The 25,327-nt window shown below is 44.1% G+C and carries 20 protein-coding genes; 4 read left to right on the top strand and 16 right to left on the bottom strand.

Features of this window, described 5'->3' with window-relative positions:
• Positions 1 to 113: 113 nt before the first annotated feature.
• The 12 genes from G4V62_RS10140 to G4V62_RS10085 all read right to left on the bottom strand — a co-directional run bounded on the left by G4V62_RS10140 (position 114) and on the right by G4V62_RS10085 (position 17,713).
• Positions 114 to 1,673: a family 10 glycosylhydrolase gene (locus G4V62_RS10140; protein ID WP_165201829.1), complete on the bottom strand. Its 1,560-nt coding sequence runs from the start codon at positions 1,671 to 1,673 to the stop codon at positions 114 to 116.
• 273 nt (positions 1,674 to 1,946) lie between these two features.
• Positions 1,947 to 3,230: a sulfatase-like hydrolase/transferase gene (locus tag G4V62_RS10135; RefSeq protein ID WP_165201827.1), complete on the bottom strand. Its 1,284-nt coding sequence runs from the start codon at positions 3,228 to 3,230 to the stop codon at positions 1,947 to 1,949.
• Positions 3,231 to 3,461: 231 nt separating this feature from the next.
• Complete coding sequence (locus G4V62_RS10130) at positions 3,462 to 4,871, bottom strand: sulfatase family protein (protein WP_165201825.1); 1,410 nt, start codon at positions 4,869 to 4,871, stop codon at positions 3,462 to 3,464.
• Positions 4,872 to 5,033: 162 nt separating this feature from the next.
• A complete protein-coding gene (locus G4V62_RS10125; RefSeq protein WP_212508737.1) occupies positions 5,034 to 6,641 on the bottom strand; it encodes an extracellular solute-binding protein in 1,608 nt (535 codons plus the stop codon).
• 81 nt (positions 6,642 to 6,722) lie between these two features.
• On the bottom strand, positions 6,723 to 7,628 hold the full coding sequence (locus G4V62_RS10120) for a carbohydrate ABC transporter permease (RefSeq protein ID WP_165201823.1): 906 nt from the start codon (positions 7,626 to 7,628) through the stop codon (positions 6,723 to 6,725).
• Between the two features lie 12 nt (positions 7,629 to 7,640).
• Complete coding sequence (locus G4V62_RS10115) at positions 7,641 to 8,561, bottom strand: ABC transporter permease (RefSeq protein ID WP_376768306.1); 921 nt, start codon at positions 8,559 to 8,561, stop codon at positions 7,641 to 7,643.
• A 440-nt stretch (positions 8,562 to 9,001) separates the two neighbouring features.
• Positions 9,002 to 11,263, bottom strand: a complete 2,262-nt coding sequence (locus G4V62_RS20590; protein WP_165201821.1) for a helix-turn-helix domain-containing protein — start codon at positions 11,261 to 11,263, stop codon at positions 9,002 to 9,004.
• Between the two features lie 304 nt (positions 11,264 to 11,567).
• Complete coding sequence (locus G4V62_RS10105; RefSeq protein ID WP_165201819.1) at positions 11,568 to 12,434, bottom strand: carbohydrate ABC transporter permease; 867 nt, start codon at positions 12,432 to 12,434, stop codon at positions 11,568 to 11,570.
• Between the two features lie 11 nt (positions 12,435 to 12,445).
• Entirely contained in the window at positions 12,446 to 13,390 is a 945-nt protein-coding gene (locus G4V62_RS10100) for a carbohydrate ABC transporter permease (RefSeq protein ID WP_165201817.1), read from the bottom strand.
• 15 nt (positions 13,391 to 13,405) lie between these two features.
• Positions 13,406 to 14,743 carry an ABC transporter substrate-binding protein gene (locus G4V62_RS10095; RefSeq protein ID WP_165201815.1) on the bottom strand — a complete coding sequence of 446 codons (1,338 nt, stop codon included), beginning with the start codon at positions 14,741 to 14,743 and terminating at the stop codon, positions 13,406 to 13,408.
• Between the two features lie 275 nt (positions 14,744 to 15,018).
• On the bottom strand, positions 15,019 to 15,870 hold the full coding sequence (gene thyA, locus G4V62_RS10090) for a thymidylate synthase (protein ID WP_165201813.1): 852 nt from the start codon (positions 15,868 to 15,870) through the stop codon (positions 15,019 to 15,021).
• A 586-nt stretch (positions 15,871 to 16,456) separates the two neighbouring features.
• Positions 16,457 to 17,713, bottom strand: a complete 1,257-nt coding sequence (locus G4V62_RS10085; protein ID WP_246218371.1) for an MFS transporter — start codon at positions 17,711 to 17,713, stop codon at positions 16,457 to 16,459.
• 415 nt (positions 17,714 to 18,128) lie between these two features.
• On the opposite strand from G4V62_RS10085, the gene G4V62_RS10080 reads away from it, so the two are divergent.
• Genes G4V62_RS10080 through cydS form a run of 3 tightly spaced genes read left to right on the top strand, consistent with a single transcriptional unit; the run spans position 18,129 to position 20,680 of the window.
• Positions 18,129 to 19,457 (top strand): cytochrome ubiquinol oxidase subunit I, encoded by a 1,329-nt coding sequence (locus tag G4V62_RS10080; RefSeq protein WP_165201811.1) that lies wholly within the window; start codon positions 18,129 to 18,131, stop codon positions 19,455 to 19,457.
• 12 nt (positions 19,458 to 19,469) lie between these two features.
• Positions 19,470 to 20,483 carry a cytochrome d ubiquinol oxidase subunit II gene (locus G4V62_RS10075; protein ID WP_165201809.1) on the top strand — a complete coding sequence of 338 codons (1,014 nt, stop codon included), beginning with the start codon at positions 19,470 to 19,472 and terminating at the stop codon, positions 20,481 to 20,483.
• Between the two features lie 14 nt (positions 20,484 to 20,497).
• Positions 20,498 to 20,680, top strand: coding sequence for a cytochrome bd oxidase small subunit CydS family protein (cydS, locus tag G4V62_RS10070; RefSeq protein ID WP_165201678.1), 183 nt, complete (start codon positions 20,498 to 20,500; stop codon positions 20,678 to 20,680).
• A 258-nt stretch (positions 20,681 to 20,938) separates the two neighbouring features.
• On the opposite strand, the gene G4V62_RS10065 is transcribed toward cydS, so the two are convergent.
• From G4V62_RS10065 to G4V62_RS10055, 3 genes are all read right to left on the bottom strand, one after another.
• On the bottom strand, positions 20,939 to 21,694 hold the full coding sequence (locus G4V62_RS10065) for a 3-oxoacyl-ACP reductase (protein WP_165201807.1): 756 nt from the start codon (positions 21,692 to 21,694) through the stop codon (positions 20,939 to 20,941).
• A 65-nt stretch (positions 21,695 to 21,759) separates the two neighbouring features.
• A complete protein-coding gene (locus G4V62_RS10060) occupies positions 21,760 to 22,980 on the bottom strand; it encodes a CynX/NimT family MFS transporter (RefSeq protein ID WP_165201805.1) in 1,221 nt (406 codons plus the stop codon).
• A gap of 7 nt (positions 22,981 to 22,987) precedes the next feature.
• Entirely contained in the window at positions 22,988 to 23,665 is a 678-nt protein-coding gene (locus G4V62_RS10055; RefSeq protein ID WP_165201803.1) for a FadR/GntR family transcriptional regulator, read from the bottom strand.
• Between the two features lie 177 nt (positions 23,666 to 23,842).
• On the opposite strand from G4V62_RS10055, the gene G4V62_RS10050 reads away from it, so the two are divergent.
• Positions 23,843 to 24,352 (top strand): DUF1648 domain-containing protein, encoded by a 510-nt coding sequence (locus G4V62_RS10050; RefSeq protein WP_165201801.1) that lies wholly within the window; start codon positions 23,843 to 23,845, stop codon positions 24,350 to 24,352.
• A 122-nt stretch (positions 24,353 to 24,474) separates the two neighbouring features.
• Here G4V62_RS10050 and hag read toward each other — a convergent pair whose 3' ends face one another.
• Positions 24,475 to 25,314 (bottom strand): flagellin Hag, encoded by an 840-nt coding sequence (gene hag, locus G4V62_RS10045; protein ID WP_165201799.1) that lies wholly within the window; start codon positions 25,312 to 25,314, stop codon positions 24,475 to 24,477.
• Between the last annotated feature and the right edge of the window lie 13 nt (positions 25,315 to 25,327).

The following is a 25,327-nucleotide window of genomic DNA, read 5'->3' as shown; positions in this document are numbered from 1 at the left end:
TTTCGTCGACTACCATTATACAGAATTTGGGGAGGTACTTCCTTTTTTATGTCTCGGAAGCCTTGCGTGGCAAGACCTTAGAATTATGAAATTCATTCAAGCATAAGTTTATTCTATTCGTTGTTACGATAATAACTTTTGAGCAAGCTACTCATATTGTTCCAAGGTTTGAGCAAATACTGTGAGCTAAAAAAGATGGAGCCGTCCACTTCATTAAATGACTCATTGAGTTTCAGCTGATCAATGATTTCGGTTGCTGAGGACCATCCTGCTTCTGTTGTGCCGATCTTATACGGTGCGTGACCGATGTAAAGCTTAACGTCTGTCCCCTTCACCTCATTCGCCCACCATTCAACGAGCACATCATAAGCTGCTGGTGTAAAGCCAATGCTCCAATAAATTTGCGGGGCGACATAATCGATCCATTCTTCTTTGATCCACGTACGGACATCAGCAAACATAATATCGTACGCCGGTACACCAGCTGTCGTTGCTGACCCGGTAGGATCATCTGCAATATTCCGCCACACTCCGAATGGAGATATACCGTAAGACACGTTCGGATCAATTTGGTGAACTGCTTCACCTAACTCCTTAACAAAGACATTGATATTTTGTCTGCGCCAATCTGCTTTTGTAAGGTGGGTGGTATTGTGGAGGGCGAAGGTTGTATCATCATTAAACCAGACGTTTGAAGGGTAAAAATAATCGTCTAAATGAACACCGTCCACATCGTAATTGCGAACAACTTCTTCCATGCTCGCGATAATATGTTCGCGTGCATCAGGGTCTCCAGGATTTAAATACAGCTTCCCTCCCGCAGTGACAATCCATTCCGGATGCTGTTTGGCAACATGGTTTGACGCTAGGTCTTGTCCAAGTCCCGTCGTGGCTCGAAAAGGGTTAAACCATGCATGGAAGGTCATTCCGCGCTTATGCGTCTCCTCAATCATAAAGGCGAGCGGATCATAGCCAGGATCTTTGCCTTGCGTACCCGTTAAAATTTTATTCCACGGTGCATGATTAGATGGATAAATCGCATCCCCAGCGGCACGGACTTGAACAAACACGTCTTGAATCCCCATTGCCTTAAGCTGATTTAGGATGGTAATGTAATCTTCTTTTTGTCTCTCCGGATGACCTACAGCATCCTTGGACGGCCAATCACCATTAATCGTAGCAATCCATGCTCCGCGCATTTCTTTGGACACCGTTACATTTTCCGAAAGCGGCTGTTCTGACACTTTCCCCGTCCATAAGCGTACGAGCTGTGCGTCTTGATGCCATTGGACGCGAATACCAAATGCTTCACCAACAAAGCGAAGCGGTACCATCATCCGTCCATCCTTCACCTGTGCTGGTGAAATTAAGTCGACCGTATTGCCATCCACTTGAGCTTTGAGTTGTTTGTTGACGAGTTTGATGGTTGTGTCGTCTTTTTTGATGTGAACGGTCTGATCTGCTTGATTCCATTGTGCGAATCCCCCTAACGCCTCCGTAATGACGCGCAATGGAACAAGTGTTACATTGTCTTTCGTTAAATACGGGGCCACATCTGTTGTGACGCGTTCATTATCCAATTCTATGGATATTCCTTTGGCTGACGCCATTTGCGCTCCTGCAACAACGATCATGAAGGTCAGCGCCCATCCCCATAGGTGTGTTTTCCTCATACTCTCTCTCCCTTTTCTTTGAACGTATTTATTTCTTTTCTCTATTTTCAAAGACCACTCCCTGATGGAAAGCAGTCGTTCAACCATTTCATGAAAGAGCTGGAGACATGTCCATACTATACCATTCGTCAAATAACTCTTCGGTACGAACGCCTCGCCACCGTATCATCACATCTTTTTCCCAAGCAAAAAAACCTTCATAGAGACGAGCCCCTATAAAGGCCTTTTCTCATTACAGCGTATTTGTCAGAGCTTCGTGTTGCCTAGACTAGATTAAGTGTACTGCGCATACCACGCCTCGACGTCTGTTTTCATTTGCTTCATCCGCTCTGGATACTTATCCGCCACATTGTTACGCTCTCCTGGGTCTTCCCTAACGTTCGATAAATGAACGGCATCAGGAACTTCACCATAATGGTCAAAATCTAAATGACCATTTACGATGAGTTTCCAGTCTCCCTGCCGCACGGCAAGTTGACCATTATATTCCCAAAACACTTGATCGTGTGGTGTGTTTCCATGTTTCATAAGCATATCACTTAAATCTTTCCCATCTATGTCGAGCTCCTCATGCGAGATCCCAGCAAAGGATAAAAAGGTTGGGAGAATATCCACCATCACACCAAGCTCATCAGACACCTGTCCTCCTTGGAGGGCAGCTGGATAGCTTAAAATCGCTGGTTCACGAATGCCACCGTCGAACAAACTCCCTTTTTGACCCCGGAAAATTCCGGCATCTCCTCCGTAATACAAGTCTTCGGTACCATCGAGCCAGTTTCTCGCTTCTACAGAAGGACCATTATCGCTGGAAAAGAAAATCACCGTATCCTCATATTGACCAGACCGCTTTAGTGTATTAACAACCTCACCAACCGCATCATCGACAGCTGAGATCATCGCCGCCATTACTTGACGATCCCAGGGCAGATGATCAAAACGCTTCATATACTTCTCTGGTGCATGCATCGGATAATGAGGTGCGTTAAAAGGAACATATAAGAAGAAAGGGTCTGTTTCGTCGTATTTTTGAATAAAATCGACTGCTTTTTCTGCAATCAGCTCAGTCATGTACTCTCCGTTGTGCCACACTTCTTCTTCGTTATGCCACAGGTCGTGAACAGGCGGCATCTCCCAATAAAAGATATGAGAATAATAGTCGATACATCCGGCATGAAAACCAAAAAACTCATCATAGCCGTGGGCATTCGGTCGCGTTTCTGGCGTTGTCCCTAAGTGCCATTTTCCGAACATCGCTGTCTTGTACCCGTTTTTATGAAACATAGATGAAAGTGTTTCATGCGAGGCGGACAACCCAGCTTTTCCCCTTTTTCCTGTTAAAATTTGTTCAACGCCAGTTCGTACAGGGTATTTTCCGGTCAGCAAAGATGCACGCGACGGCGAGCAAACAGGAGAATTTGAGTACCAATTTGTAAAACGAACACCTTCACTTGCAAGTCTGTCGATGTTCGGTGTTTTCACGTGTTCCGAGCCATAACAGCCTAAGTCGCCATAGCCTAAATCATCGCAATAAAAAATAATAAAGTTTGGCTTCGTCATACATAGAGCCTCCCTTGCTTTGTGTTTTCCTTACCTCGTCAAACAAACTGAGTAGAGACAACTTTTTTCTTCATTAATACAGACAAACAAAATGGCAACCCTAGTGCGAAGGAGGTTCCCCCCCCACCAGCTTGTTTAAGTTCTGCACCTTTCATTCCTTAAGGTGAGGGGGCGATTAAAAAGCGCTTAAGCAACAGAGCAGGTTGCCCAACGACGGCTCCTCAAGGTGTATTAAAAGCGTAAATCCTTGTATTGCGCTAAAGCACGATCATTGTGTTCCTCCATCCAAGACGCCAATAGCCCACGCATTTGTCGGAGACTTTCTTGATACGCCTCGTTGTCAACTTGGTTGACTAATTCATACGGATCGTTTTGTAAATCATACAATTCATCGGTATCGCCACAATTAAAGATATATTTCATGTGACCATGGCGAAGCATGCGCTGGGTATACAAAATTTCTGCAAGTCCATTTCCCTCAGTCACAACATGATCAGGCCAGTCGCTCACTTCCTCATTATTGACAAGCGGGACAAAGGATCGTCCGTCACGATTGTGCTCATCTTCTGGTACTCCTGCCCAGTCTAAAATCGAAGAATAAAAATCACACGTCCCGACAAAACGTTCCTCATGGCGTGTTTCAGCCAATGACTGCTGTGGTTTTACGATTAAAGGAATACGGCAAATCTCCTCATACATAAAGAAGTTTTTATCACACAAACCACCGTGAATTCCTAAAGACTCGCCATGATCCGCAGAGAAAATAATAATTGTATCATCATACAAATCATGCTCTTTCAAGTAATTGACAAGACGACCGATCTGCTCATCAATCAAGCTCACATTCGCAAAATAGTGTTTCACGTAAGGTTCAAAGGTTTTCCAGTCATTATACTTTGACCTTTTCACATTATGAATCGACGGTTTATTCGTCGACTCATCATAAAAATTTGGCCATGGGTCAAGCTCCATATCTCGATAAAGATCAAGATGCTTCGTCGGCGCGACATATGGCTCATGGGGACCCCAAAAATTCAATTGAAAATAAAATGGATTCGACGCCTTCCGGAAATTGTCCATATAATGGATCGCCTGCTCGGTTAAGAAATACTCCACCGTCGTTTCAACTGGTGACACGACCTCAGCTGCCCAATGGCCTTGATAATGTCCTGTCACTTTATTTTCATGCTTCACTTCCAGCCCATTTGCTTTTAAATAATTATGATACTGTTGATAACCGTGCCCTCCGGCACCGTGTCCAGCAAAGTCATCTCCCGCGTAGCCGACCTTTGTAGGTCCAAGTCCGAGATGCCATTTTCCCGTATAACCGATATTGTACTGTTGCTTTTTGAGCTGATTGCTTAAAAGCTCAGGCTTATTCGGGAGCTCGTCATAGCGACACCCCGGCTCTGACGTATTGTTTCTCATTTCATGGTTGTGTGGATATAACCCTGTCTGTAAAGAAGCTCGAGCGGGCGTACAGACGGGACAGCTCGCATATGTATTATCAAATACGACACTTTCTTCCATTAATCGATCGATATTTGGCGTTTGACAGACTTGCCCACCGTATGCCTTGAGTGTATCTACACGCTGCTGATCCGTTAAGATAAAGAGAATATTCGGTTGTTTTTGCGTCACTTGAATCCCCCTAAAAAATTGTTCAAAATGAAAGAAGTGAGTGAGGGAACGGTAACGTCCCCTTTTTATTCACGACAACATCTCGGAAATCATTTAGTCTATTATAAGTTGAAAACGCTTTTAATTAAACCGAAAAACTCTTTTTTTGACCATCGTGCGTATTTAGCTGGCTGACCAACGATCGTAAGCATCCTGATGGATTTGTACGTATTTCTCAATATTCATTCTTTCGATTGTTTCTACATATTGCTCCCAGTTTGACAACGGCTCAACACCCGTAATAAATTTTGCTTCCATTTGCTCGACATACGATTCAAGATCAACTTCAATCGTATTAATGTCCTTTTGTTCCTCTTTCGTTAAATACACAAGCGGAAAGGCTACCTCAGCATATGGCTCGATCTTTTCTTTCGTCTCGCCTCTGACAAACTCATCAAAGTTCGTCACTTCTTTGCCACGGACAACATCTACAAGACCTGGCGCAGAAATCCCATAGTTCGGCGTTAATGTCCCACGATAGTCTTCGGTTGTTTTAAAGCCTTCAGGAGCATCCAGCCATTTTTTCGTGCCTGCTTCCTCATCTTCCCACTCCCAAAGGTATCCTGCTGGTCCTTGTGCAAAAAACTCATAGCCGTCTTGAGAGTACAAATAATCAATCCAACGCATCGTCGCCTCAGGGTATGGATTGTTGCTTGTAATCGAAAAAGCGCCTCGATTAATACCTGCACCGCGGGCAATAACTATGTCTTCTGACGCCGGACTCGTCAATGGATGAAACATCGGATTGTTCACAGCCTCATCTTCAGTCTGTCCGGTCGCAAAGTAAGAATACCATGATTGAAAGACGCCAATTCGGTTGTCCTGCCCTTTAGCGATCTTCTGTTCATCTGTTTGTGAGAATGCATCTTGGTCTAACAGCTCTTCCTCATACAGCTTATTCATAAACGCCAAATATTCTTTATAATTTTCCGTCATTGGCGTATATCTCACCGTGCCATCCACCTCTTCAATGCCCCATTCCTTTAATCCGAACGCACCGAGAAGCCAAATGCGCGCATGCCGCTCCTTTACATCGGTGAGGGGAATTTCATCCGCCTGGCCGTTCCCATTTGGATCTTCTGTTTTAAAACGCTTTAATAATTCATAAAATTCGTCGGTCGTCTTTGGAAGCTCAGTGACACCTAAAGCGTCTAACCAATCGCCGTTATACCAGAGCGGCCCAATCGGCCACGGTGAGTTGGGGTCTCTAAAAATCTGAGGTAACGAATAGATGTGACCATCAATGGTCGTAATGGCCTTCCGAATACTCGGGTCTTCTTCCATCATCTGTTTAAAATGGGGTGCGTATTCATCAATAAGACCTTCTAAAGGAATGAGAATGCCTTGGCTTCCGTAGTCCACTTCCATATTTGGTGTTAAACCGCCACCATAGATAACATCACTAACGTCTTTCCCTGCAAAGGCTAAATTTAACTTCGTTTGAAAATCACTCAAAGGCGGCGTATCATATTCAAAATCCATGTTGGTCATTTCTTCATACGTTTGGAGAACCTCCATATCCTCCCATTCTGCTGCACCAATATTTGGCCCCATCATTGACAATTGTATTGTTTCATCAACGATTGGAAATCCTTCCTTATTCACTTCAACCGATGCATTCTCACCCTCGGTCGAAGTCGCCTTCTCCGCTTCATTTCCAGAGCATGCAACTGTGAGTGTAAGCATGACGACTACGATACTTGTCATCCATATGTTCATTGTATTCTTCATTTTTGAATCCCCTCTCTTTATCAATGTTTTAAAAACGATCAGTAAACGCGGATCCTCACCCCCTTTATTGCTTTTGTTTGCTTAACCTTTCAGTGATCCGATCATGACGCCCTTCACGAAATAGCGCTGTAAAAATGGGTAAACGATAATGATTGGCAAGCTGGAAACAATCATTACACCGTATTTAATGACGGCGGCAAGTTGTTGTTTACTATGCATCGCCTCCGCCATTTCGCCTGTCAATTCAGTCGATGATGCAGAAATTTCTTGCAAAACGAGGATTTCACGTAAAATCAATTGCAGCGGATACATCTCTTTATCTGATAAATAAATCAGTGCATTAAAATAGCCATTCCAATGACCTACGCCGTAAAACAACGCCATCACAGCAATAATAGGTGCAGATAGAGGTAAAATGATTTTCATGAACATTTTGAAATCTGAACAACCATCAATAATTGATGATTCTTCTAGTTCCTTCGGGATCGATACTTGAAAAAAGACACGCGACACGATGATATTCCATACAAGCGCTGCATTCGGTAACACCATTGCCCAAATCGTATCAATGAGTCCTAAGTCTCGAACAACTAAGTAGGTTGGAATTAATCCACCGTTAAAAAACATCGTAAGCACAAACATCGCCATAAAAAATCCGCGTCCGTCAAAATCCTTGCGTGAAAGTGCGTACGCGCACGGAATTGTAATGACTAAATTAATCACTGTTCCAAGGACGGTGTAAAAAATGGTATTCAAATAACCAAGCCAAATATCATCGTTGTCAAAAATGAGCTGATAGCCTTCAAACGTCACACCTTTTGGCAGCAACCACATGTCCCCAGAATTGACCGCGGACGGATCACTCATTGACGCACTGATGATATACATTAACGGATACAACACGATGAGCATTGCTACCGTTAAAAACACGTAATTAAACAATAGAAAAAGCTTATCCTGCTTCGTTTCGTTCATCCGCATCTCCATCTTTTCCCCTCCTTACCAAAGACTCGTTTCGCTCGTTTTTCGAGCGATATAGTTGACAGCGATTAACAAAATGGCATTAATGATGGAATTAAATAAGCCAACCGCTGCTGCAAAGCTATATTGAGCATTCAATAAGCCTGCCTCGTAAACAAAGGTGGCAATGACATTAGAGGACTCAAGGTTTAGCGGATTTTGCAGCAAGAGAATTTTTTCAAAACCCATGGCCATAATGTTGCCAACGTTTAAGATCAATAAAATCGCCATTGTTGGAAAAATAGTGGGCAGATTAATATGCCAAATGCGTTGCAAACGTGTCGCACCGTCAACAATCGCCGCTTCATGATGCTCAGGACTTACTGAAGATAAAGCAGCTAAGTAAATGATCGTTCCCCAGCCAGCGCTTTGCCACACACCAGATAATACATAAACGGTTTTAAACCATTTAGGGTCAGTCATAAAAGGGATCGCTTCAAAGCCAAAAAATGTAATGACGTGATTAATTATGCCTGTCGTTGGTGACAAAAAGGAAATGATCATTCCCGAAATGACAACGACCGATATAAAGTGCGGAGCGTAAGTAACCGTTTGAACCGTCCTTTTATACAAGCCGTCTTTCGCTTCATTTAAAGCGAGCGCTAAAATGATCGGTAACGGAAAACCGACTATCAGTTCGTAAAAACTAATACCTAATGTGTTTTTCAGCAAATCCCAAAAGTAATACGATTGAAAAAAACGAGTGAAATGCTCAAAACCAACCCACTCACTCCCCCAGATGCCGAGCGCAGGGATAAAATCTTTAAACGCAATTTGCACACCATACATAGGCACATAATGAAAGATAAAAAAATAGAGAAACGCCGGAAAAACAAAGACATACAGCTGCCAATTACGCCGCATTCGCCGCAACCTAGACTTTTTACGAATCGATTCCAGCTTTACTGGATTCGCTTTTGGATTCGAGATCAATTCGATTCCTCCCCTTCACAATGAAAACGCTTTACTTATCCTTGAGTTTATTTTCCTGACATCTTGTATTCAATATGTGTATTTTCATTCATGCAGGGCGAGTCGAGCTCTCACACCGCTCTATATCAACCTTTAAGCGCCATCGACTATGGCATTTTTAAGCAACTATGCTGGTCTTAATCTCCGCCTTGTCGTACGTATACTGTCATGTTGCTTCAACGAACCCACAAAAAAAGCAGCATGAATTTGCCGCTTTGAAATCAGCTTACGTGTCCCTTACTCAGCCTGGCTCAAAAACGCTTGGTGAAGAAACGACTATGGCATACGAGCGAGCCGACACGCAACGGGTGATGAGTGCTTGTCACACAATAGGATAGTGGTAATCATTGTGCATTTGAAAGGCATTTTTATCGATTTAACTTTCGGAACTGTCCCGGTGTCACTCCCTCAATCTGTTTAAAGCGCCGCGTAAAATTCGCCACATCTCGGTACCCAATCGCTGTCACAATCTCTTTAATGGGCTGATTCGTCTCACTTAATAGCTTTTTCACTTGCGCTATTCTTAGTGAGACGACATATTGTGTAAATGTCTCGCCTGTTTGCTCTTTAAAAAACTTACTTAAATAGGGCACAGACAGCTGAAAATGTCTGGCGACCGCTTCAAGGCTTAAATCATTGTCTTTGTAATGGTCTTGAATATATTGAAGGAGCTCCTTTTTTAACTGCTGGCTTCGATTTTCCTTCTGTTGTTCAACAGATTCACAGACGTTTATAATGACGGCACCTAAGCGCTTCCCTAACTGTTCAACCGAATTAAAGTCCCCAATCTCATTAAATTCGTCCATATTCTCGGTTACACGTAATTCCATCGCTGTCTTGATAACAGTATTGATAATGTCATAAAATATGTACTTCAACGATTGAATAGAAATGTCTGTTTGTACAACATTCTCAAGCATCGTATGAAATGTCTCTAGTGCGACAACACTGTCTCCCTGTTTTAAGCTTTGAACAAGCTTTAATTGATCCTCTTTTGGATAGCCAGCGTTTTCTGAAGAATAACCAATCTCCTCAAAATAAATAATACTGCCTTGCGACACCGCAAATCTATAATCGAGCGCTGCCAAAGCTTCAATAAATGAACGGTTAATTTGCTTTTTCTGCTCGTAACTCGTCCCGACGGCAATCACCATTTCATTAAAAGTAAGCTGATTTCTAACATACTTTTGAATATCTTCAGCGCTTTTGTGACGCCAAGCTTTAACATCCTCGGCCTGCTTACAACTTATGATGAATGCCATTGCATCTTGGTATAGTAAATTGACACCATGAACGGCAGCCTGTGGTAAAGAGAGGTTCGATAACGCCTCCAATGCCTGCTCGCGGTCATCCATCGCGATATCATCCAGCGACTTTTTGATTAACTCGACGACAACAACGAAATGTGGTCCATCACTCATATCGACGTTTAACGCACCGAGCACATCATCAATCTGGTCATCTGTGGCAAAGTGCTCCTTCAGCATTTTTGCTAAAAATTGTTCTTTCGCATACGGTTTTTGCAAATCCACTGTTTCTACCAAATTTTTATGATCTGTCATAAGGTTCGTCATGATGAGGCGAATGGTTTCTAACTCATTTTTGCCATCATTCCAGGAAGATGTTTTCGTGCTTTTCATCGCCGCAAACTCAAGAAGTCGGCGAATTGGACGATATTGTATTCTTCCAAATAAAATAGCTGCTGCTGCCCCAACAACAAGTACAGTCATCAACAATGTTAAAATAAATGTTTCCTGATGAACGACACGCGCAAAAAATTGCTCTCCATCCATTACCGTCAAAAACGTCCAGCCGCTGACATCGGAAGATACAGTCGTCAATGAGTACTCTTTACCATCGATTTGAATCGTATCAACACCGTTATTTTCTAAAAGCCTTATGTCGATTTCATTTAAGTCGATATTTCTATCTTTTGCTATTGAAACAATCGGCTGCCATTGTTCATCCAAAATATACGTATTTCCGTTGAAATCTCCTAAGAGGTTCTCCATTAAATGCGTCAAAGATTTTTCTTTAATAAAGTACATTACGGCACCATAAGGATTTGGGTTGTTCGGCGCAATGGGCACAATATAAGCCAGTATTTTTTGTTCAATACCGTCTGTCCTGATTTCTTCAATAGGAAGAATCAATGGCGTAGACGTGTGCAAATGCTGAACGATATTCTCAGCTTCCCACGATTTAAATTGGTATACGTTTTGTGTCAATGTTTTAAAGGTGTAATAACTACTTGACGAGTAAATCGTTTGTTGATCTTTATAAAAATACACGAACAGCTCATCAATCATTGAACTATTCGCTTTATATTTTTTCAATTCATCTAGTGCTTCTCCTCCATAATAGCCATGCGTCATCATATATGGCGTTAAACGAGGATCATAAGCTATTCTTGAGGCGAGTTTTTCCAACTCTTGAATCCGCTCATTCGTTAAATTTTCAACTTGCTCCAGCTTATTTAAGTTAGACTGCTCAATCTCTTTACGTAAACCTGACACAGAATTCGTATAAATAAAAATACTCATAAAGACAAAAGGAATCATAAAGACAAATAAGTAAGAAACAATGTATTTGTAAACTAATTTAGACTTAATCCCATTCCAGACAGGCACCCACACTTTCCCCCTTTCTTAAAAAAAATATTGACCTATAGGACAGGTTAATGAAAATAACAAATCAGAAAGATAGCGCTTACAAATTATAGGTGGTGCTTTGACTTTTTTCTGATATTCAACAAAAAAGTACCTTTATTATTAAAATTGTGTCTTTTCAGAGAAGAAACGTCAAGCACTTCTTTAATGAATCGCGACAGCTGTCTGTGAACAAAATAGCGCACAAAAATACACTTTCATTGCCACATCTTCGACAATGAGAGTGTATTCGTAACCTTATCAATATATGTGAGACGTCAAAAGCCTATCCTTTTGTACCTGAAATGACGATGCCTTGAATAAAGTATTTTTGGGCGAAGAAAAACAACGTGAGTGGTGGAACGACCGCAATGATTGAAGCAGCCATGAGTAACTGCCACGGTGTCGCGGCATACGACGCATTAAAATTTGCTAATCCGAGAGAAAGCGGATACAAATCTGTACTGTTTAAATAGATCAGCGGTCCCATCAAGTCATTCCAGCGAAACATAAATTCCATGATGCCTGCAGTCGCCATAGCTGGCGCTGATAATGGAAGAACGATTTTGAAAAAAATAGTAAAATATCCACCGCCATCAATCGTTACCGCTTCGTCTAATTCCTTTGACAAGCCCATATAAAACTGACGTAAAAGAAAGATGAGAAACGCACTTCCGGCAAGGGAAGGAACGATCAGTGGTAAATACGAATTCACCCAACCGATTTGATTAAACAATAAATATTGTGGAATCATCGTCACTTGCGGTGGTAGCATCATCGTACTTAATACGAGTGCAAACAACACTGTTTTCCCTCGTGCTCGCATACGAGCGAACCCGAAGGCAATGCACGCAGAGAAAAACACGGTAATTCCCACTGTGACGACAGTATACCATGATGTATTCCAAAGGTAAGTCCCTAACGGATGGATGTCGAACACTTCAATATAGTTTTGCCACTGTAATTGCTCAGGAAATACTTTCAAAGGATTTGAAACAATCTCCTCAAGTGATTTTAAAGACGTCGTCACCATCCATAAGATGGGAAATGCGAAAATGGTCAAACCAGCCAACAAGGCGGCATACGTAAATAGCTTACCCGCAGGAGACAGCTCTCCCGGTGAAAAATTTCGTTTAGTTAACCAACGTTGCATCGTTTCTCACCTCACTTTTTTTCTTCGTATTCGTAATGAACAGCATTTTTAGAAACCCATAGTGAAAACAAGGTCAGACTAAAAATAATGACAAACAGCACCCACGCTTGTGCTGACGCATAGCCAATCCGATATTGGGAGAAGGCTGTTTCAAACAAGTAGTACACGTAGAAATAGCTCATCCAATCCGGTCCACCGCCTGTCACGACATAGGCTTGCGTAAAGATTTGAAATGAATTAATTAAAGCAATAATAGAATTGAACAAAATAACAGGTGAGATGAGCGGGACGGTAATTTGAATAAACCGACGCCATGCCCCAGCACCATCAATTGCTGCTGATTCATACAACTCCTTCGGCAGCTGCTGAAGGCTTGCTAAAAAGATAATCATCGTCCCCCCGATGGACGTCAATTGCATGATGACAAACGATGGGATGACTGTGCTCGTATCCGTAAACCACCCAGGACCTTCAATACCAAACACGTTATAAAGAAAGGAGTTTACGACACCAAATTGAGGATTTAGAATCCACATCCATAAAAAAGCAATAGAAACGCCAGAGATGATTGAAGGTGCATAAAAGAACGTGCGGAAAAACGTTTGACCGCGTACATTTAAATTCAGTAACATCGCCAAGGCTAAACCGATAATCACACTAAAAGGAATGGCTAAGGCAGCATAGTAAAAGGTCACCCCAAGCGATTTATAAAACAGGGGATCTTGAAACAGGTTGATGAAATTAGCCAAACCGACAAACTCCGGGAATTCCATCACCGAATAATCAGTGAAACTAAGAAGAAGTGACGCTAAAATAGGACCTCCGATAAACAAGACAAACCCAATCACCCAAGGAGAAATAAACACCCAAAAGTATTTTTCTTCTCGCTTTTCCATGCGATTACGTTTTCGTTTGACGTGTTGCTTCGGCACGGCAGCTTCCAGCTTTTGTGACATCGCTACGACCTCCTTCTAATAATTGAGTGTCTTTAAATTCTCCTGAAGTTCAGCGAGCCCATCTTCAACGGATTTTTGTCCATCGTAAACTGCATTAATCGTCATGTTCATATGCCGTAAAATTGGCGAAAAATCTTTGATCAAGTGGTTGTCGGATGGTCTGCCAAAGCGTAGCGCTCCTTGATCAACTTCACGCAATGCATCCACTGACAAGCCTGTTCGTTCTGCGATCAACTCATACCACAGTTCCTTTAATTCACCATGTGCAGGTGTCTCAAGAGCCATTTCGACGATCCATTTTGCCCCTTTTTCAGGGTTCATTAGGAATTTAACGAACTCCCATGACTCTTCCGGATGCTCAGTTTCGGCACTAATGGACCATGGATCGACATAGAGAGGCACTTCTCGTCCCTCGTTCGTATATGGATATGGCGCGATCCCCCAATCCATGTCCGTACCTGCGTACTGCCGCGTTCCCCAGCCTCCTTTTAACACCATACCGATACGACCACTTAAAAAGGGATCACTTAATTGCGAAAGCGCACTTAATTCGTTCTGTGGAGGATGCACACCATGCTTGTGGATTAAATCATACTTGCTCTGAATCGCTTCATAGTTTCGCGGATCCTCAGTAATAACAGGTGTTGTCATCTCTCCTCTTTCATAATCGGCGTCTTTAAAGAAGTCACCGCCAAACATCCACGCATCTTTACTTGCATAGTTGTCATTCATGACACCATAGACTCGCTGCGTTGGATTGCCGTCTGCATCTGTAATGGCCTTGCCGTACTCCACCATCTTGTCCCAATCCCACGATTTGTCGTCCCAATCTGTTGGCAAGTCGGGCAAACCCGCCTCTTCAAACAGCGCTTTATTATAGTAGACAAAGGATCCCATTTGAAGGAACGGAACACCGAATACACCTTCATCCGTAGCGTAAATCTCCACAAGCGACTCATCGATGCCGTCAACCACGTCTGGATCCTGTTCTAAAAACGGGCTTAAATCCATCAATGCACCTAAGGCATGGTACGCACTAAACCCTGAATCAGCCCAATTCGGACTCCATACATCCGGTACGTTTCCCCCTGCAATCATCGTCATGAGCTTTTGGTCAATCTCCGTTTGCGGAATAATTTGTAGCTCCACTTGAATTGAAGGATGCTCTTTTTGAAACTCATCAACGACACGGTCGTACCACTCAACAAGAGCAGGGTTACTCCTGACGAGCCAAGTAATCTCGACTTGATCCCCATTGCCCCCTTCCTCTCCAGCACTTTCAGAGCGACAGCCTGCGAGAAAGAAAAGGACGATCATGATCGCAGAAATCTGGAAAAATACCCTTCGTTGCATGTCAACGCCTCCTTTTTAACTAAATAAATTTAAGGCTTTCAAATAACAATGTGTTTTTAACAGAATCATTATAATGTTTTGTTAATTAATAGAGTAGTATGACTGGAATCAATTGTCAATGGTATTCGTCTGATTTTTTCATTATGTATATTCACAGATCGAATAATAATTTCACTTAATTTTGACCTCACTTGATCAGGAACGAAATGAGCAAACTAAAAAGGACGCGGCCCACCGCCATGTCCTTTCGTTCATCTTATGCTTTTGCTGCTTCGTCACACCGCGATCTCAAGAGACACTTTTGGTCCTCGCTTGTAATTCACAAGTTGAAAATCGTCTGGCGTAAAGTCATAAAAATCACGCACGTCCGGATTCATCTGTAATTCTGGCGCCTCATACGTCTCCCGCTCCAATTGCGCCTGTAATGGCTCAATATGCCGGTCATAAATATGACAGTCCCCAATATGATATACAAACTCGCCGAGCGCATACCCCGTCACTTGGGCGATCATCCGCTGCAATACATTGTACTGTACAATATTAAACGGATTGCCCAGCCCCATATCATTCGAGCGGCACCGCACTTCCAAATGAAGCTTTTCGTCCTTCACGTGCCACTGCGTTTCATATACACAAGGTGTCAATGCCATATCATCGAGGTCGTCCGGATTCCAGAGCGTCGTCAAATGGCGACGTGATGCTGGATTGTGCTTTAACGAATACAGTAAATAATCGACTTGATCAACCATTGCTCCTTGTAAACGACGATTTTTCTTCGCGAGCTGATAGCCATAAGCGGGCCCAATCGTCCCTTTCCATGGACCTTCTGCGAACTCCCACTGATCCCAAATCGACACATTCATATCGCGCAAGTCCTGCACACGATTTGATTTTTTCTGCCAAATCCAAAGCAACTCTTTCACCGCCGTCTTAAAAGCAACACTTTTCGACGTTAAAATCGGCAACTCCGAATTATCAAACCGCATTTGCCGGCCAATCACACTTTTCGTATATGCCGGATCGCCGTCACTTTCCCAGCGCGCACGCACCGGCTGACCGTAATCCCACGTGCCATGTTCAATGATGTCCTGAAGCAATTGCTGATACTGTACGTCTGCCTGGCCCATGGTATCACTCCTTTTTCGCAATAATATTGTTTCACACGCATTCTGCGCATCTATGTAAGTATTGCAGATGATCGTTTTAAAATCCATAGGTTGCGGTTCTAGATTTAGAACAATCGACCGAAGCGAAGTGCGACAAAGATTCGGGCGGTGACTTTAATCCACGCACCTACGCGAGGTGCGACATACATTCAATCTATTCACCACCATTACTAGCCATTTCAATCCACGCACCTACGCGAGGTGCGACCACATCAGGGCTAGTTCCTGCTACAAAGAGGAGTGATTTCAATCCACGCACCTACGCGAGGTGCGACAGCGATTTTTGACTAAAATATGGTAAATGAACTTACATATTTAGCAAAAATTTTTTTAAAAAGGAATAATCCCCCTTTTCCAAACACGTTTTTCTCCATATCTACTTAAATTCTGCTACATTTTTGGTGCGAACCCCCCAGTGTTTTCATGTTCGCTTAGGGTTCGCACCAAACCTTCACACTTTTTTAGAATAAGACACTTAGCTCCTAATAGTATACAAAGAATGAATCTGCTTTTAAAGCATCGCCTTTGATGATTTTACGAAAACTGACTATGCCTCAACCTGTGTACCACTTTTAGTCGTCTTTTTTGCCCCTGCATTTAAAAAGACAAAACCTAGACCAAAGCTGATGGAAGCTACGAAAAACAATGAAGGTAATGTAAACAGATCCATAAACAGTCCGGCGAGTCCTGGGGCGATGAGGGACGAAGCCATGGAGAAGAAATAATAGAGTCCGGTCATGTAGCCGATCTGTGCTTTTCCACCAAGGTCGGCAACGAAAGCGTACGCCTGGACATTGACGAGTGCCCAGCCAAAGCCGGCGAAAAATAATAGTATTTGTATTGAAAGAACGTTTGGCAAAAATGGTACAACGGAAAATAAAACAATCAAAATCGCAAGACCTAGCTGCATCATCCGGCTCTTCCCAAAGCGGTTGCCGAGAAAACCAGCGGGAACGGCAAAGAGAACAAAGGACAAGCTAAAGATGCCGAGTGTCGTTCCCGCTTCACCACTGCTTAACTGCAAATACCCGACTGCAAACGTCGTAAATTGGGCTTCTATGCCTGAATAACCGATGAAATAGAAAAAGATACCGCTTAAAATCAATAATGGTCCGCGAAAATCAACATTTATCAGTGCTTTGAGCGCCTTTGTAAGTACACGTAAGGATTGACTTTCTTCGCTCGCTTCACTTGCTTTTTCGGCATATGGCGGCTGACGATCTATGCGCCAAAACAGCAGCAGAAAGACGGTGATCAATACAATTGACCCGATGCCAAATGCGAACGTGCGGCTGACATCGTAGACGGCTGAAAGTCCAAACAGCGCGATCATCGCACCGATACCGCCAAGTAGATTAATGATTCCATTGGCTGATGACCGTTTGTTTTGCGGTGTGACGTCCGGCATGAGCGCAATCACTGGCGCACGATACAACGTCATGGCGATTAAAAAAGCGATGTCGATGATCAGAAGCCAACCTAAGGATATGTTAGCGACAAGCGGCAGCAAAACGAACAACAAAGCTGCGAGTGGCATCCCGACGATAATAAATGGTAAACGTTGTCCAAAAGGGGTCGAAATGCGGTCAGACCACGCACCGATCCATGGAATAAGAAGGACAGCCAGTAAATTATCCAAACCCATAATGATGCCACGTAAGGCACTGCTGTCGATATATTCACTCAGTACTAACGGCATAAACGCGTTATAAAACGTCCAAACGAGCATCATGGCGAGGAAACCCGTTCCGATGACAAAGATTTGTCGGTACGAAAAGGATCTTTTTTTATCGTCCATGCACATATGTATGCCCCCTTTCCTCTTCTTGTTTTAGTGTACGTCTTTCAAAGCAGACAGACTAGATGAACCTTTAAGAAATTTACATAACTTTCACAGTTCTTAGCCCACTAAGGGTTTTACTAGGCAAATGTGTGACGTATGATTGAACTGTCAACACTTTGTCATGGAATCGCAAGGAAACCCCATTCACATCTTGATCGTCTTCGCTTACAATAAAAAAAGGATTATGAACTTTTTTCACATTTATCTATGAATATATGAAGGAGGACATTCTGTGAAACGATATCAAAAGCAGGAACGCATTTTAATAACCTCCTGCTTTATTGTGGCAGCGATTATGCTTATCTCATTTATTATCCGGATGATGGTGTAATTTTTTGTTCAGTTTATGTTTGCAGCATAGAAGGAGGGGAAGGTTTTGTCTTACGATCCGGTATTTTATAGTCGTTTTCTCACTGGATTAACGCTTTCGTTTCACATTATTTTTGCGACCATCGGGGTCGGTGTGCCGATTATGATCGCTTTAGCTGAATGGATGGGAATCAAGAAAAATGATGCGCACTATCATCTTTTAGCCCGGCGTTGGGCACGAGGCTTTGTTATTACTGTAACTGTCGGTGTCGTGACCGGTACCGCCATTGGACTCCAATTAAGTTTACTTTGGCCTAACTTTATGCGCGTTGCAGGTCATGCGATCGGATTGCCTTTATTTATGGAGACATTCGCGTTTTTCATTGAGGCGATTTTCCTCGGCATTTACTTGTATACGTGGGATCGCTTCAAAAACAAAATCGTGCACATGCTGTTACTTATTCCGGTTGCGATCGGGGCATCTGCCTCAGCGTTTTTCATTACGACCGTGAACTCATTTATGAATACACCGCAAGGGTTTGAAATGGAAGATGGTGTAATTACGAATGTCGATCCGATCGCTGCCATGTTTAACCCAGGCACATTTACGAAGACAGCTCACGTCCTTTCTTCTGCCTATCTCACCGCTGCCTTCTTACTAGGGGCGATTGCAGCGTTTCATTTGTTGCGAGGTCGTAACAATGCATACCATAAAAAAGCATTGCGGCTCACAATGACTGCTGCTGCTGTATTCGCGATCGCCACCGCACTTATCGGTGACTTTTCCGGGAAATTTTTAGCTGAGTATCAACCAGAAAAGCTTGCTGCTGCGGAATGGCATTTTGAAACGATGGAGGAAGCGCCGTTAATTCTCGGGGGATATCTCGATGAAAATAATAACGTTCATTATGCGCTAGAAATTCCTTACGCGTTAAGTATTCTTGCCGAAGGAACACCTGGCGCCGAGGTTATCGGTTTGGAAGAGTTCCCAGAAGAGTTACATCCGCCGCTTTTTGTCCATTATTTATTTGATTCGATGGTCTTTATCGGGATGTTCTTAGCTTTGGTATCTATTGCTTATGTCGTTCTCCGGCGCTGGCGCAAAGGCAATGAACACAATAAATGGCTTCTTCGCAGCATTTTCTTAGGCGCGCCTTTAGCATTTATTGCCATTGAAGTCGGCTGGATGTTTGCGGAATTTGGAAGGCAACCGTGGATTTTAGTAGACTACATGCTGACGTCCGAAGGGGCAACAACTTCTGGACACGTTGATACGATGCTTTATTTGTTTGCTGGGCTCTATGTCGTTCTTGCGATCTCTTCAACGCTCGTGTTAACACGTATGTTCAAAAAAAATCCGGTCGAAAAAGAATTGGCAGACCGAGGTCTCCTCTAGGAGGGTGCACTTGTGGACTATGAATTAATCGGCATTATCGTACTATGGACCTTTTTGTTTGGCTATGTTATCGTCGCTTCGATCGATTTCGGAGCTGGCTTTTTCAATTTTTATTCGGCCGCAACTGGACGTAAAGATCACATTAACTCTATTATTCAGCGTTATCTTTCGCCCGTTTGGGAAGTCACGAATGTCTTTCTCGTTTTCTTCTTTGTCGGCATCGTCGGATTTTTCCCGACAACTGCGTATTACTATGGGACGGCGTTACTGATTCCAGGAAGTATTTCAATTATACTCTTAGCTATACGTGGATCGTATTACGCCTTTCACCATTACGGCGATAAAGGTAGCCTTTGGTATCAGTTTTTATATGGAGCGACAGGCCTGCTGATTCCTGCTTCGCTCTCAGTCGTACTGACACTGTCTGAAGGCGGATTTATTCAAGCGGACAATGGAGACGTCTGGCTGGACTACGGCGCATTGTTTACCAGCACTTATTCTTGGGCTGTCGTCTTTTTAGCGATCGTCAGCGTACTGTTTATATCAGCCTGTTTTCTAACGGTGTATGCTGCCAAGGCCAATGATGACAATGCTTTTACGCTCTTACGAAAATACGCATTGTTTTGGAGCGGACCTACGATTTTAGCAAGTTTTCTCGTATTCTGGGCACTCAAAGTGCATAACCTTGAACACTTTGCCAACACGTTAGACCTTTCCTGGATGTTTATTTTGTCACTGCTTTGCTTTATCGGGGCAGTCTATCTCATTTGGAAAAAGAAGTATATGGACTGGTCTTTTGTTCTCGTGATTTTTCAATTCGGTTTTGCTTTTTATGGGTACGGTGCTTCACACATGCCGTACTTACTCTATCCGTATTTAACCGTATCGGATGCAGTCGTCAATAGTGTGATGGCACAGGCGCTCGTGTGGGCATTTATTGCCGGCTTACTTGTCCTCTTACCATCTGTATATCTATTACTGCGACTCTTCTTGTTTGATAAAGACTATGTCCAAGGCAAAAAATAAAGGAGGGTGACTGCATGAACTATTTCTTCATTTTTATCGCACCGTTGCTCGTCGTCGTCCTATCGTTAATTTGGCTGTTTACATGGGCTGCCCGCAGCAGTGAGCCTTATGGAAACATGCCGTTGGAAAACTTAGATACGTCCATGCATCAGACAGAACCTGAGCAAGTGTCACCAAACGACAAGAATGCTAAATGACCTATGTATGCGTAAACGGTAAGATCGTTTCAAAGAACCACGTACCGTACAATTAATTGAACTTAAAGGCTTCAAAGTGTAGACAAAACCAGCTTTTGATTTTGTCTGCACTTTTTTTGCGCCCGATCGCAGCTTCTTAGCTTGTTTCAAAAACGCTCGCGAAGGCAAGCCACCTCAAGTTTTTGAGAGGTAGACTCCAGACGAAAGACTCCAAGATATTCTTATCTCAGAGGCTTTATTTTTAAGTATGGTGCTTTTTTATTGGACGGTCCACCCGCCGTCAATCGGCATGACCGCCCCGTGAATAAAGTCCGATTCATCACTCGCTAGAAATAAGGCCAAGTTCGCAATTTCTTCCGGCTGGGCGTAACGTCCGGCTGGAACGCCTTTAATAGATTCCATGACGGGTGCATCTTCGTCTCGTAAAATCTCTTCCGTCATACCGGTCGAGACGGCACCGGGACAAATCGCGTTCGCTTTAATGCCCTTTTTCCCGTAATCAAAGGATAGCTGTTTCGTATACCCGACGAGTCCATGTTTAGAAGCGGTATAGGCCGCGCCACCGCCTCCGGCGACCATGGCGGCAATGGAGGCGACATTCATAATGGTTCCCTTGCCGCGATCAAGCATTTGTGGCAACACTTCGTTTGTCATCAGATAAGCGCCTTTTAAGTTAATTCCGATGATTTTATCCCATAATGCTTCGTCTGTTTCAAGTGTTGGTGCATAATCGTCAAGCACGCCAGCCGTATTGCTTAAGATGTCAATTCGGTCATACTCTTTGAGGGCAAGCTTGACGAGCGCCTGCACACTTTCCTTTTTCGAAATGTCTCCCTTGAGAGCAAGCGCTTCTCCACCATCCGCCTCTATTTGACGAACTGTTTCTTCAACGCTTTGTAAATTGACGTCGACAGCGACGACCTTCGCGCCTTCTTTTGCAAAAAGCAAGGCTTGCGCTTGTCCCATTCCTGATCCGGCACCCGTGATGAGCGCGACTTTGTTTTGCAGCTTCATTGTTCTCCCTCCATTTGTTTGTGATTACCGTTCTATTTCCACATGGAGGGTATTTTTAAAACAGTTCATGATGACATTTGCACAAATCGATTCCTTCCCGCCAGCCATCCTGCAACACATAAAATAAGCGCTACAAGCATGAGTAACAGCAACGGACCATTCCAGTTTCCAGAAGCTTGATATAACGCACCTGCCAGCGCTGGGCCGGCAGCTGCCAACAAATACCCGACCGATTGCGCCATTCCAGACAGTTCCGAGGCTTCTTCTGCATCTTTCGTTCGTAAGCTAAACAGCATCATGGACAAGCTGAACGCACAGCCGCCAGCAATGCCGAGACAGGCGATGGCGACGACGAGCACGGCCATCCCTTGCCCCCACCATAAGAGAGCAATCCCAAAGAGAAACAGTAAGGCACTGCCAGATAAGAGCACACTTTGCTTTTGGAAACGAGACGCAATGATCGGAATGGCAAACGTAAATGGGATGAGCACGATTTGCTGTAATGACAAGAGCACGCCGGCTTGTGCGGCGGTCAATCCTTTATCGATGAGCAAATCCGGAAGCCATGTGATGAGTACGTAAAATAAGAACGATTGCATGCCCATGAAAAAGGTCACTTGCCACGCGAGCGGTGACCTGAGTAGCGCCGTCGACTGCCGAAAAGTTTGTTTGACGGGTTTGACTTGCTGCCTGGAAGCGCGCCGCCATTGGGGCAGCCAAATGATAAAAGCAATGAGCGCTGGAATCGCCCAAAAGCCGAGCGCACCTTGCCAGCTGGTCGCTTGTGCGAGCGGGACGGATATGCCGGAGCCGAGCGCGCCAAAAACGTTCATGACGACGGCGTAAAGCCCGGTCATGATCCCGATCCTCGTCGCAAAATCACGTTTCATTAATGCCGGCAGCAACACATTGCCGCAAGCGATCCCAACGCCGACGAGCGCTGTGCCGAGAAATAAAAACGACAGCCCACCAACGAGCCGTAACAGTAAGCCAGTGACGATCGCAGCTAAGGCAACGATTAAGACACGCTCCATACCGAACCGTTTTGACCATTTAGGCGCAAAAGGAGAACAGATGGCAAATGCCATTAACGGGATCGAGGTGATGAAGCCGGCAAGACTCGCTGGAAGTGACAGCTTCTCTTGAATGATGCCGAGCACCGGTCCGACCGACGTGATCGGTGCGCGTAAGTTTGCTGACATGACGATCATCCCGATCATAAGTAACCATACGGTCGACGTCTGGATTCGTTTCTTTTCAATGTGTTCAAGCGTATTTGGCTGCATCCTTAGGTCACCTTTCGTCGTGTGTGTGTTCGTGAAAATGCTTGATGTATGCGTCAACGATCGCCGCGGTTCGCTCACTGTCACTCGCTTCAATCGCTTGGACAAGCTGTTTGTGGAGTTCGTTTGTAGACGCAGGTTCTCTGTCTGCGCGGCTTGTAGAGGCGATTGTCGTTAATGTATGTTCGGCAATATAGTCATACAGCTCGATAAATAACGTTTGGTGCGAGGCGCGAACGACACCTTGATGAAAGGCTAAATCCGCTTCGACAAACGCGTCAAAAGACGCCGCTTGGTCGCGTTGCGCGAGCAATTGATAGAGCTTTGCGAGGTCTTCTGCTGTATGATGCAGCGCGGCGAGTCTCGCGCTTTCTCTTTCAATCATATGACGGGTCGTCAAAATCTCCTCATTCGGCAACGTTTGAAACCGTTTGGCGAGCGCGGCACCGAGCACGCTCGCCTGCATGACGTATGTACCGTCCCCCGGTTTGGCTTCTAGCAAGCCGGCATGAACGAGTGCCCGTACGGCTTCTCTTAATGTGTTGCGGCTGACGCCTAGCGCTTCCGCTAATTCCGGCTCAGACGGAATTTTGTCACCTACTTGCCAATCACCTTTTTCGATCCGCTGTTCCATTTGCAGTGCCGCTTGTTCGACGAGCGACACCCGATTCGTACGCTGCCATTCCAAGGGAATCCCTCCAAACATCCGATGTTTATACCTTTGATTATAGCTAAGGCAAATGTACTTGTCGAGCGTATTTGCCGTCTTTGTAAAAAAAGCCAATCGGCAAAAGCGCATTGCCTGCGTGATTGAAGTACTGTATATTTTTGATAATGAATAATTTTCATAAAGGGTGATGACAACATGAACGGTTCATGGAAACGCCCAAAGCTTCATATTCCGAAAACGACAAGTGAACGGATATCGGATATCATCGGATACGGTGTGTGGAGCGCATCGATCGCTTTACTCATCTTCGTCTGGAACGATCTCCCCGATCAAGTACCCGCGCACTACAATTTTGCCGGTGAGGTTGATCGCTGGGGCGCAAAATACGAGCTGTTGATCTTACCTGCCATCAGCTTGCTGCTTGCGGTAATGATGCAAATCTTTGAAAAATATCCTGAGACCCACAATTACCCAAGTCGACTCAATGAAGACAACGCCGAAGCCTTTTATCGACTGAGTCGTAAGCTGTGCAATCAAGTGAAAAACATTTGTTTATTTCTTTTTGCAATCACGCAATACGAATCGATCGCCATCGCACTCGGCTGGTCTATGCAAGGCATAGGCCCATGGTTTTTCCTGCTTTTTATAGGGGGAACGATGATACCGGTTGCCATCGCGCTTGTGAAACAACGGAAGATTCAATGATTCAATAAGGAACGAGAAGAAACCGCAACGACACATTGCGGTTTTTGCTATGGAGAAAAAGGACACCAACACAAAAAACGCAGAGAGCCGAAGCCCTCTACGCAGGGATAAAATGAACCAAATTAACGAAGCAACTGAAGAACGCCTTGTGGCTGTTGGTTCGCTTGTGCGAGCATCGCTTGAGACGCTTGAGAAAGGATGTTGTTCTTCGTGAACTCCATCATTTCTTTCGCCATGTCAACGTCACGGATACGAGACTCCGCCGCAGTCAAGTTCTCAGCAGATGTACCGAGGTTGTTGATCGTGTGCTCAAGACGGTTTTGGTATGCACCAAGCTTTGAACGTTCAGCTGATACGGTTTCAATGGCATTGTTGATTGTAGTGATCGCTGTATCTGCATCTACCTGTGTACTAATTCCAGCACCTTTAAGACCATCTACTCCCAATCCTGCTGCATCCATAGAAGCAATATCTAAGCTAATGTTTTGCGTCGCGTTCGCACCAATGTGGAAAACGATCGCCGTACCACCATTAGCACTGTCCGCATCACCATTTAACAATTTTTTCGTGTTAAACTCTGTATCGCCAGAAATACGATCAATTTCATCAACGAGTTCGTTTAACTCTTTTTGCAGCTCGCCACGGTCAGCATCTGTGTTCGTGTCGTTGGAAGATTGAACCGCTAGCTCACGCATTCTTTGCAGGATACTGTGCGTTTCATTTAAAGCACCTTCCGCTGTTTGAATCAAAGAAATACCATCTTGAGCGTTACGAGTCGCTTGCTCAAGACCACGGATTTGCCCGCGCATTTTCTCAGAGATCGCTAGACCTGCAGCGTCGTCGCCAGCACGGTTAATGCGCAGACCAGACGATAGCTTTTCCATGTTGCTTTGTGTTTGTGTATTGTTGAAAGACAATTGGCGATGAGTGTTCAATGCTGGTAGGTTATGGTTAATAATCATTTTTATACACGCT

The sequence above is a fragment of the Litoribacterium kuwaitense genome, from assembly GCF_011058155.1.
Taxonomy (GTDB): Bacteria; Bacillota; Bacilli; order Bacillales; family DSM-28697; genus Litoribacterium; species Litoribacterium kuwaitense.
Note: the sequence above shows the minus strand (reverse complement) of the source record. Positions and strands in the feature narration are given on the sequence as shown.

Coding starts and splice junctions, on each gene's coding strand:
- G4V62_RS10140 (WP_165201829.1), bottom strand. CDS start 1,673: ATGAGGAAAACACACCTATGGGGATGGGCGCTGACCTTCATGATCGTT.
- G4V62_RS10135 (WP_165201827.1), bottom strand. CDS start 3,230: ATGACGAAGCCAAACTTTATTATTTTTTATTGCGATGATTTAGGCTAT.
- G4V62_RS10125 (WP_212508737.1), bottom strand. CDS start 6,641: ATGAAGAATACAATGAACATATGGATGACAAGTATCGTAGTCGTCATG.
- G4V62_RS10120 (WP_165201823.1), bottom strand. CDS start 7,628: ATGGAGATGCGGATGAACGAAACGAAGCAGGATAAGCTTTTTCTATTG.
- G4V62_RS10105 (WP_165201819.1), bottom strand. CDS start 12,434: ATGCAACGTTGGTTAACTAAACGAAATTTTTCACCGGGAGAGCTGTCT.
- G4V62_RS10100 (WP_165201817.1), bottom strand. CDS start 13,390: ATGTCACAAAAGCTGGAAGCTGCCGTGCCGAAGCAACACGTCAAACGA.
- G4V62_RS10095 (WP_165201815.1), bottom strand. CDS start 14,743: ATGCAACGAAGGGTATTTTTCCAGATTTCTGCGATCATGATCGTCCTT.
- thyA (WP_165201813.1), bottom strand. CDS start 15,870: ATGGGCCAGGCAGACGTACAGTATCAGCAATTGCTTCAGGACATCATT.
- G4V62_RS10085 (WP_246218371.1), bottom strand. CDS start 17,713: ATGTGCATGGACGATAAAAAAAGATCCTTTTCGTACCGACAAATCTTT.
- cydS (WP_165201678.1), top strand. CDS start 20,498: ATGAACTATTTCTTCATTTTTATCGCACCGTTGCTCGTCGTCGTCCTA.
- G4V62_RS10065 (WP_165201807.1), bottom strand. CDS start 21,694: ATGAAGCTGCAAAACAAAGTCGCGCTCATCACGGGTGCCGGATCAGGA.
- G4V62_RS10060 (WP_165201805.1), bottom strand. CDS start 22,980: ATGCAGCCAAATACGCTTGAACACATTGAAAAGAAACGAATCCAGACG.
- G4V62_RS10050 (WP_165201801.1), top strand. CDS start 23,843: ATGAACGGTTCATGGAAACGCCCAAAGCTTCATATTCCGAAAACGACA.
- hag (WP_165201799.1), bottom strand. CDS start 25,314: ATGATTATTAACCATAACCTACCAGCATTGAACACTCATCGCCAATTG.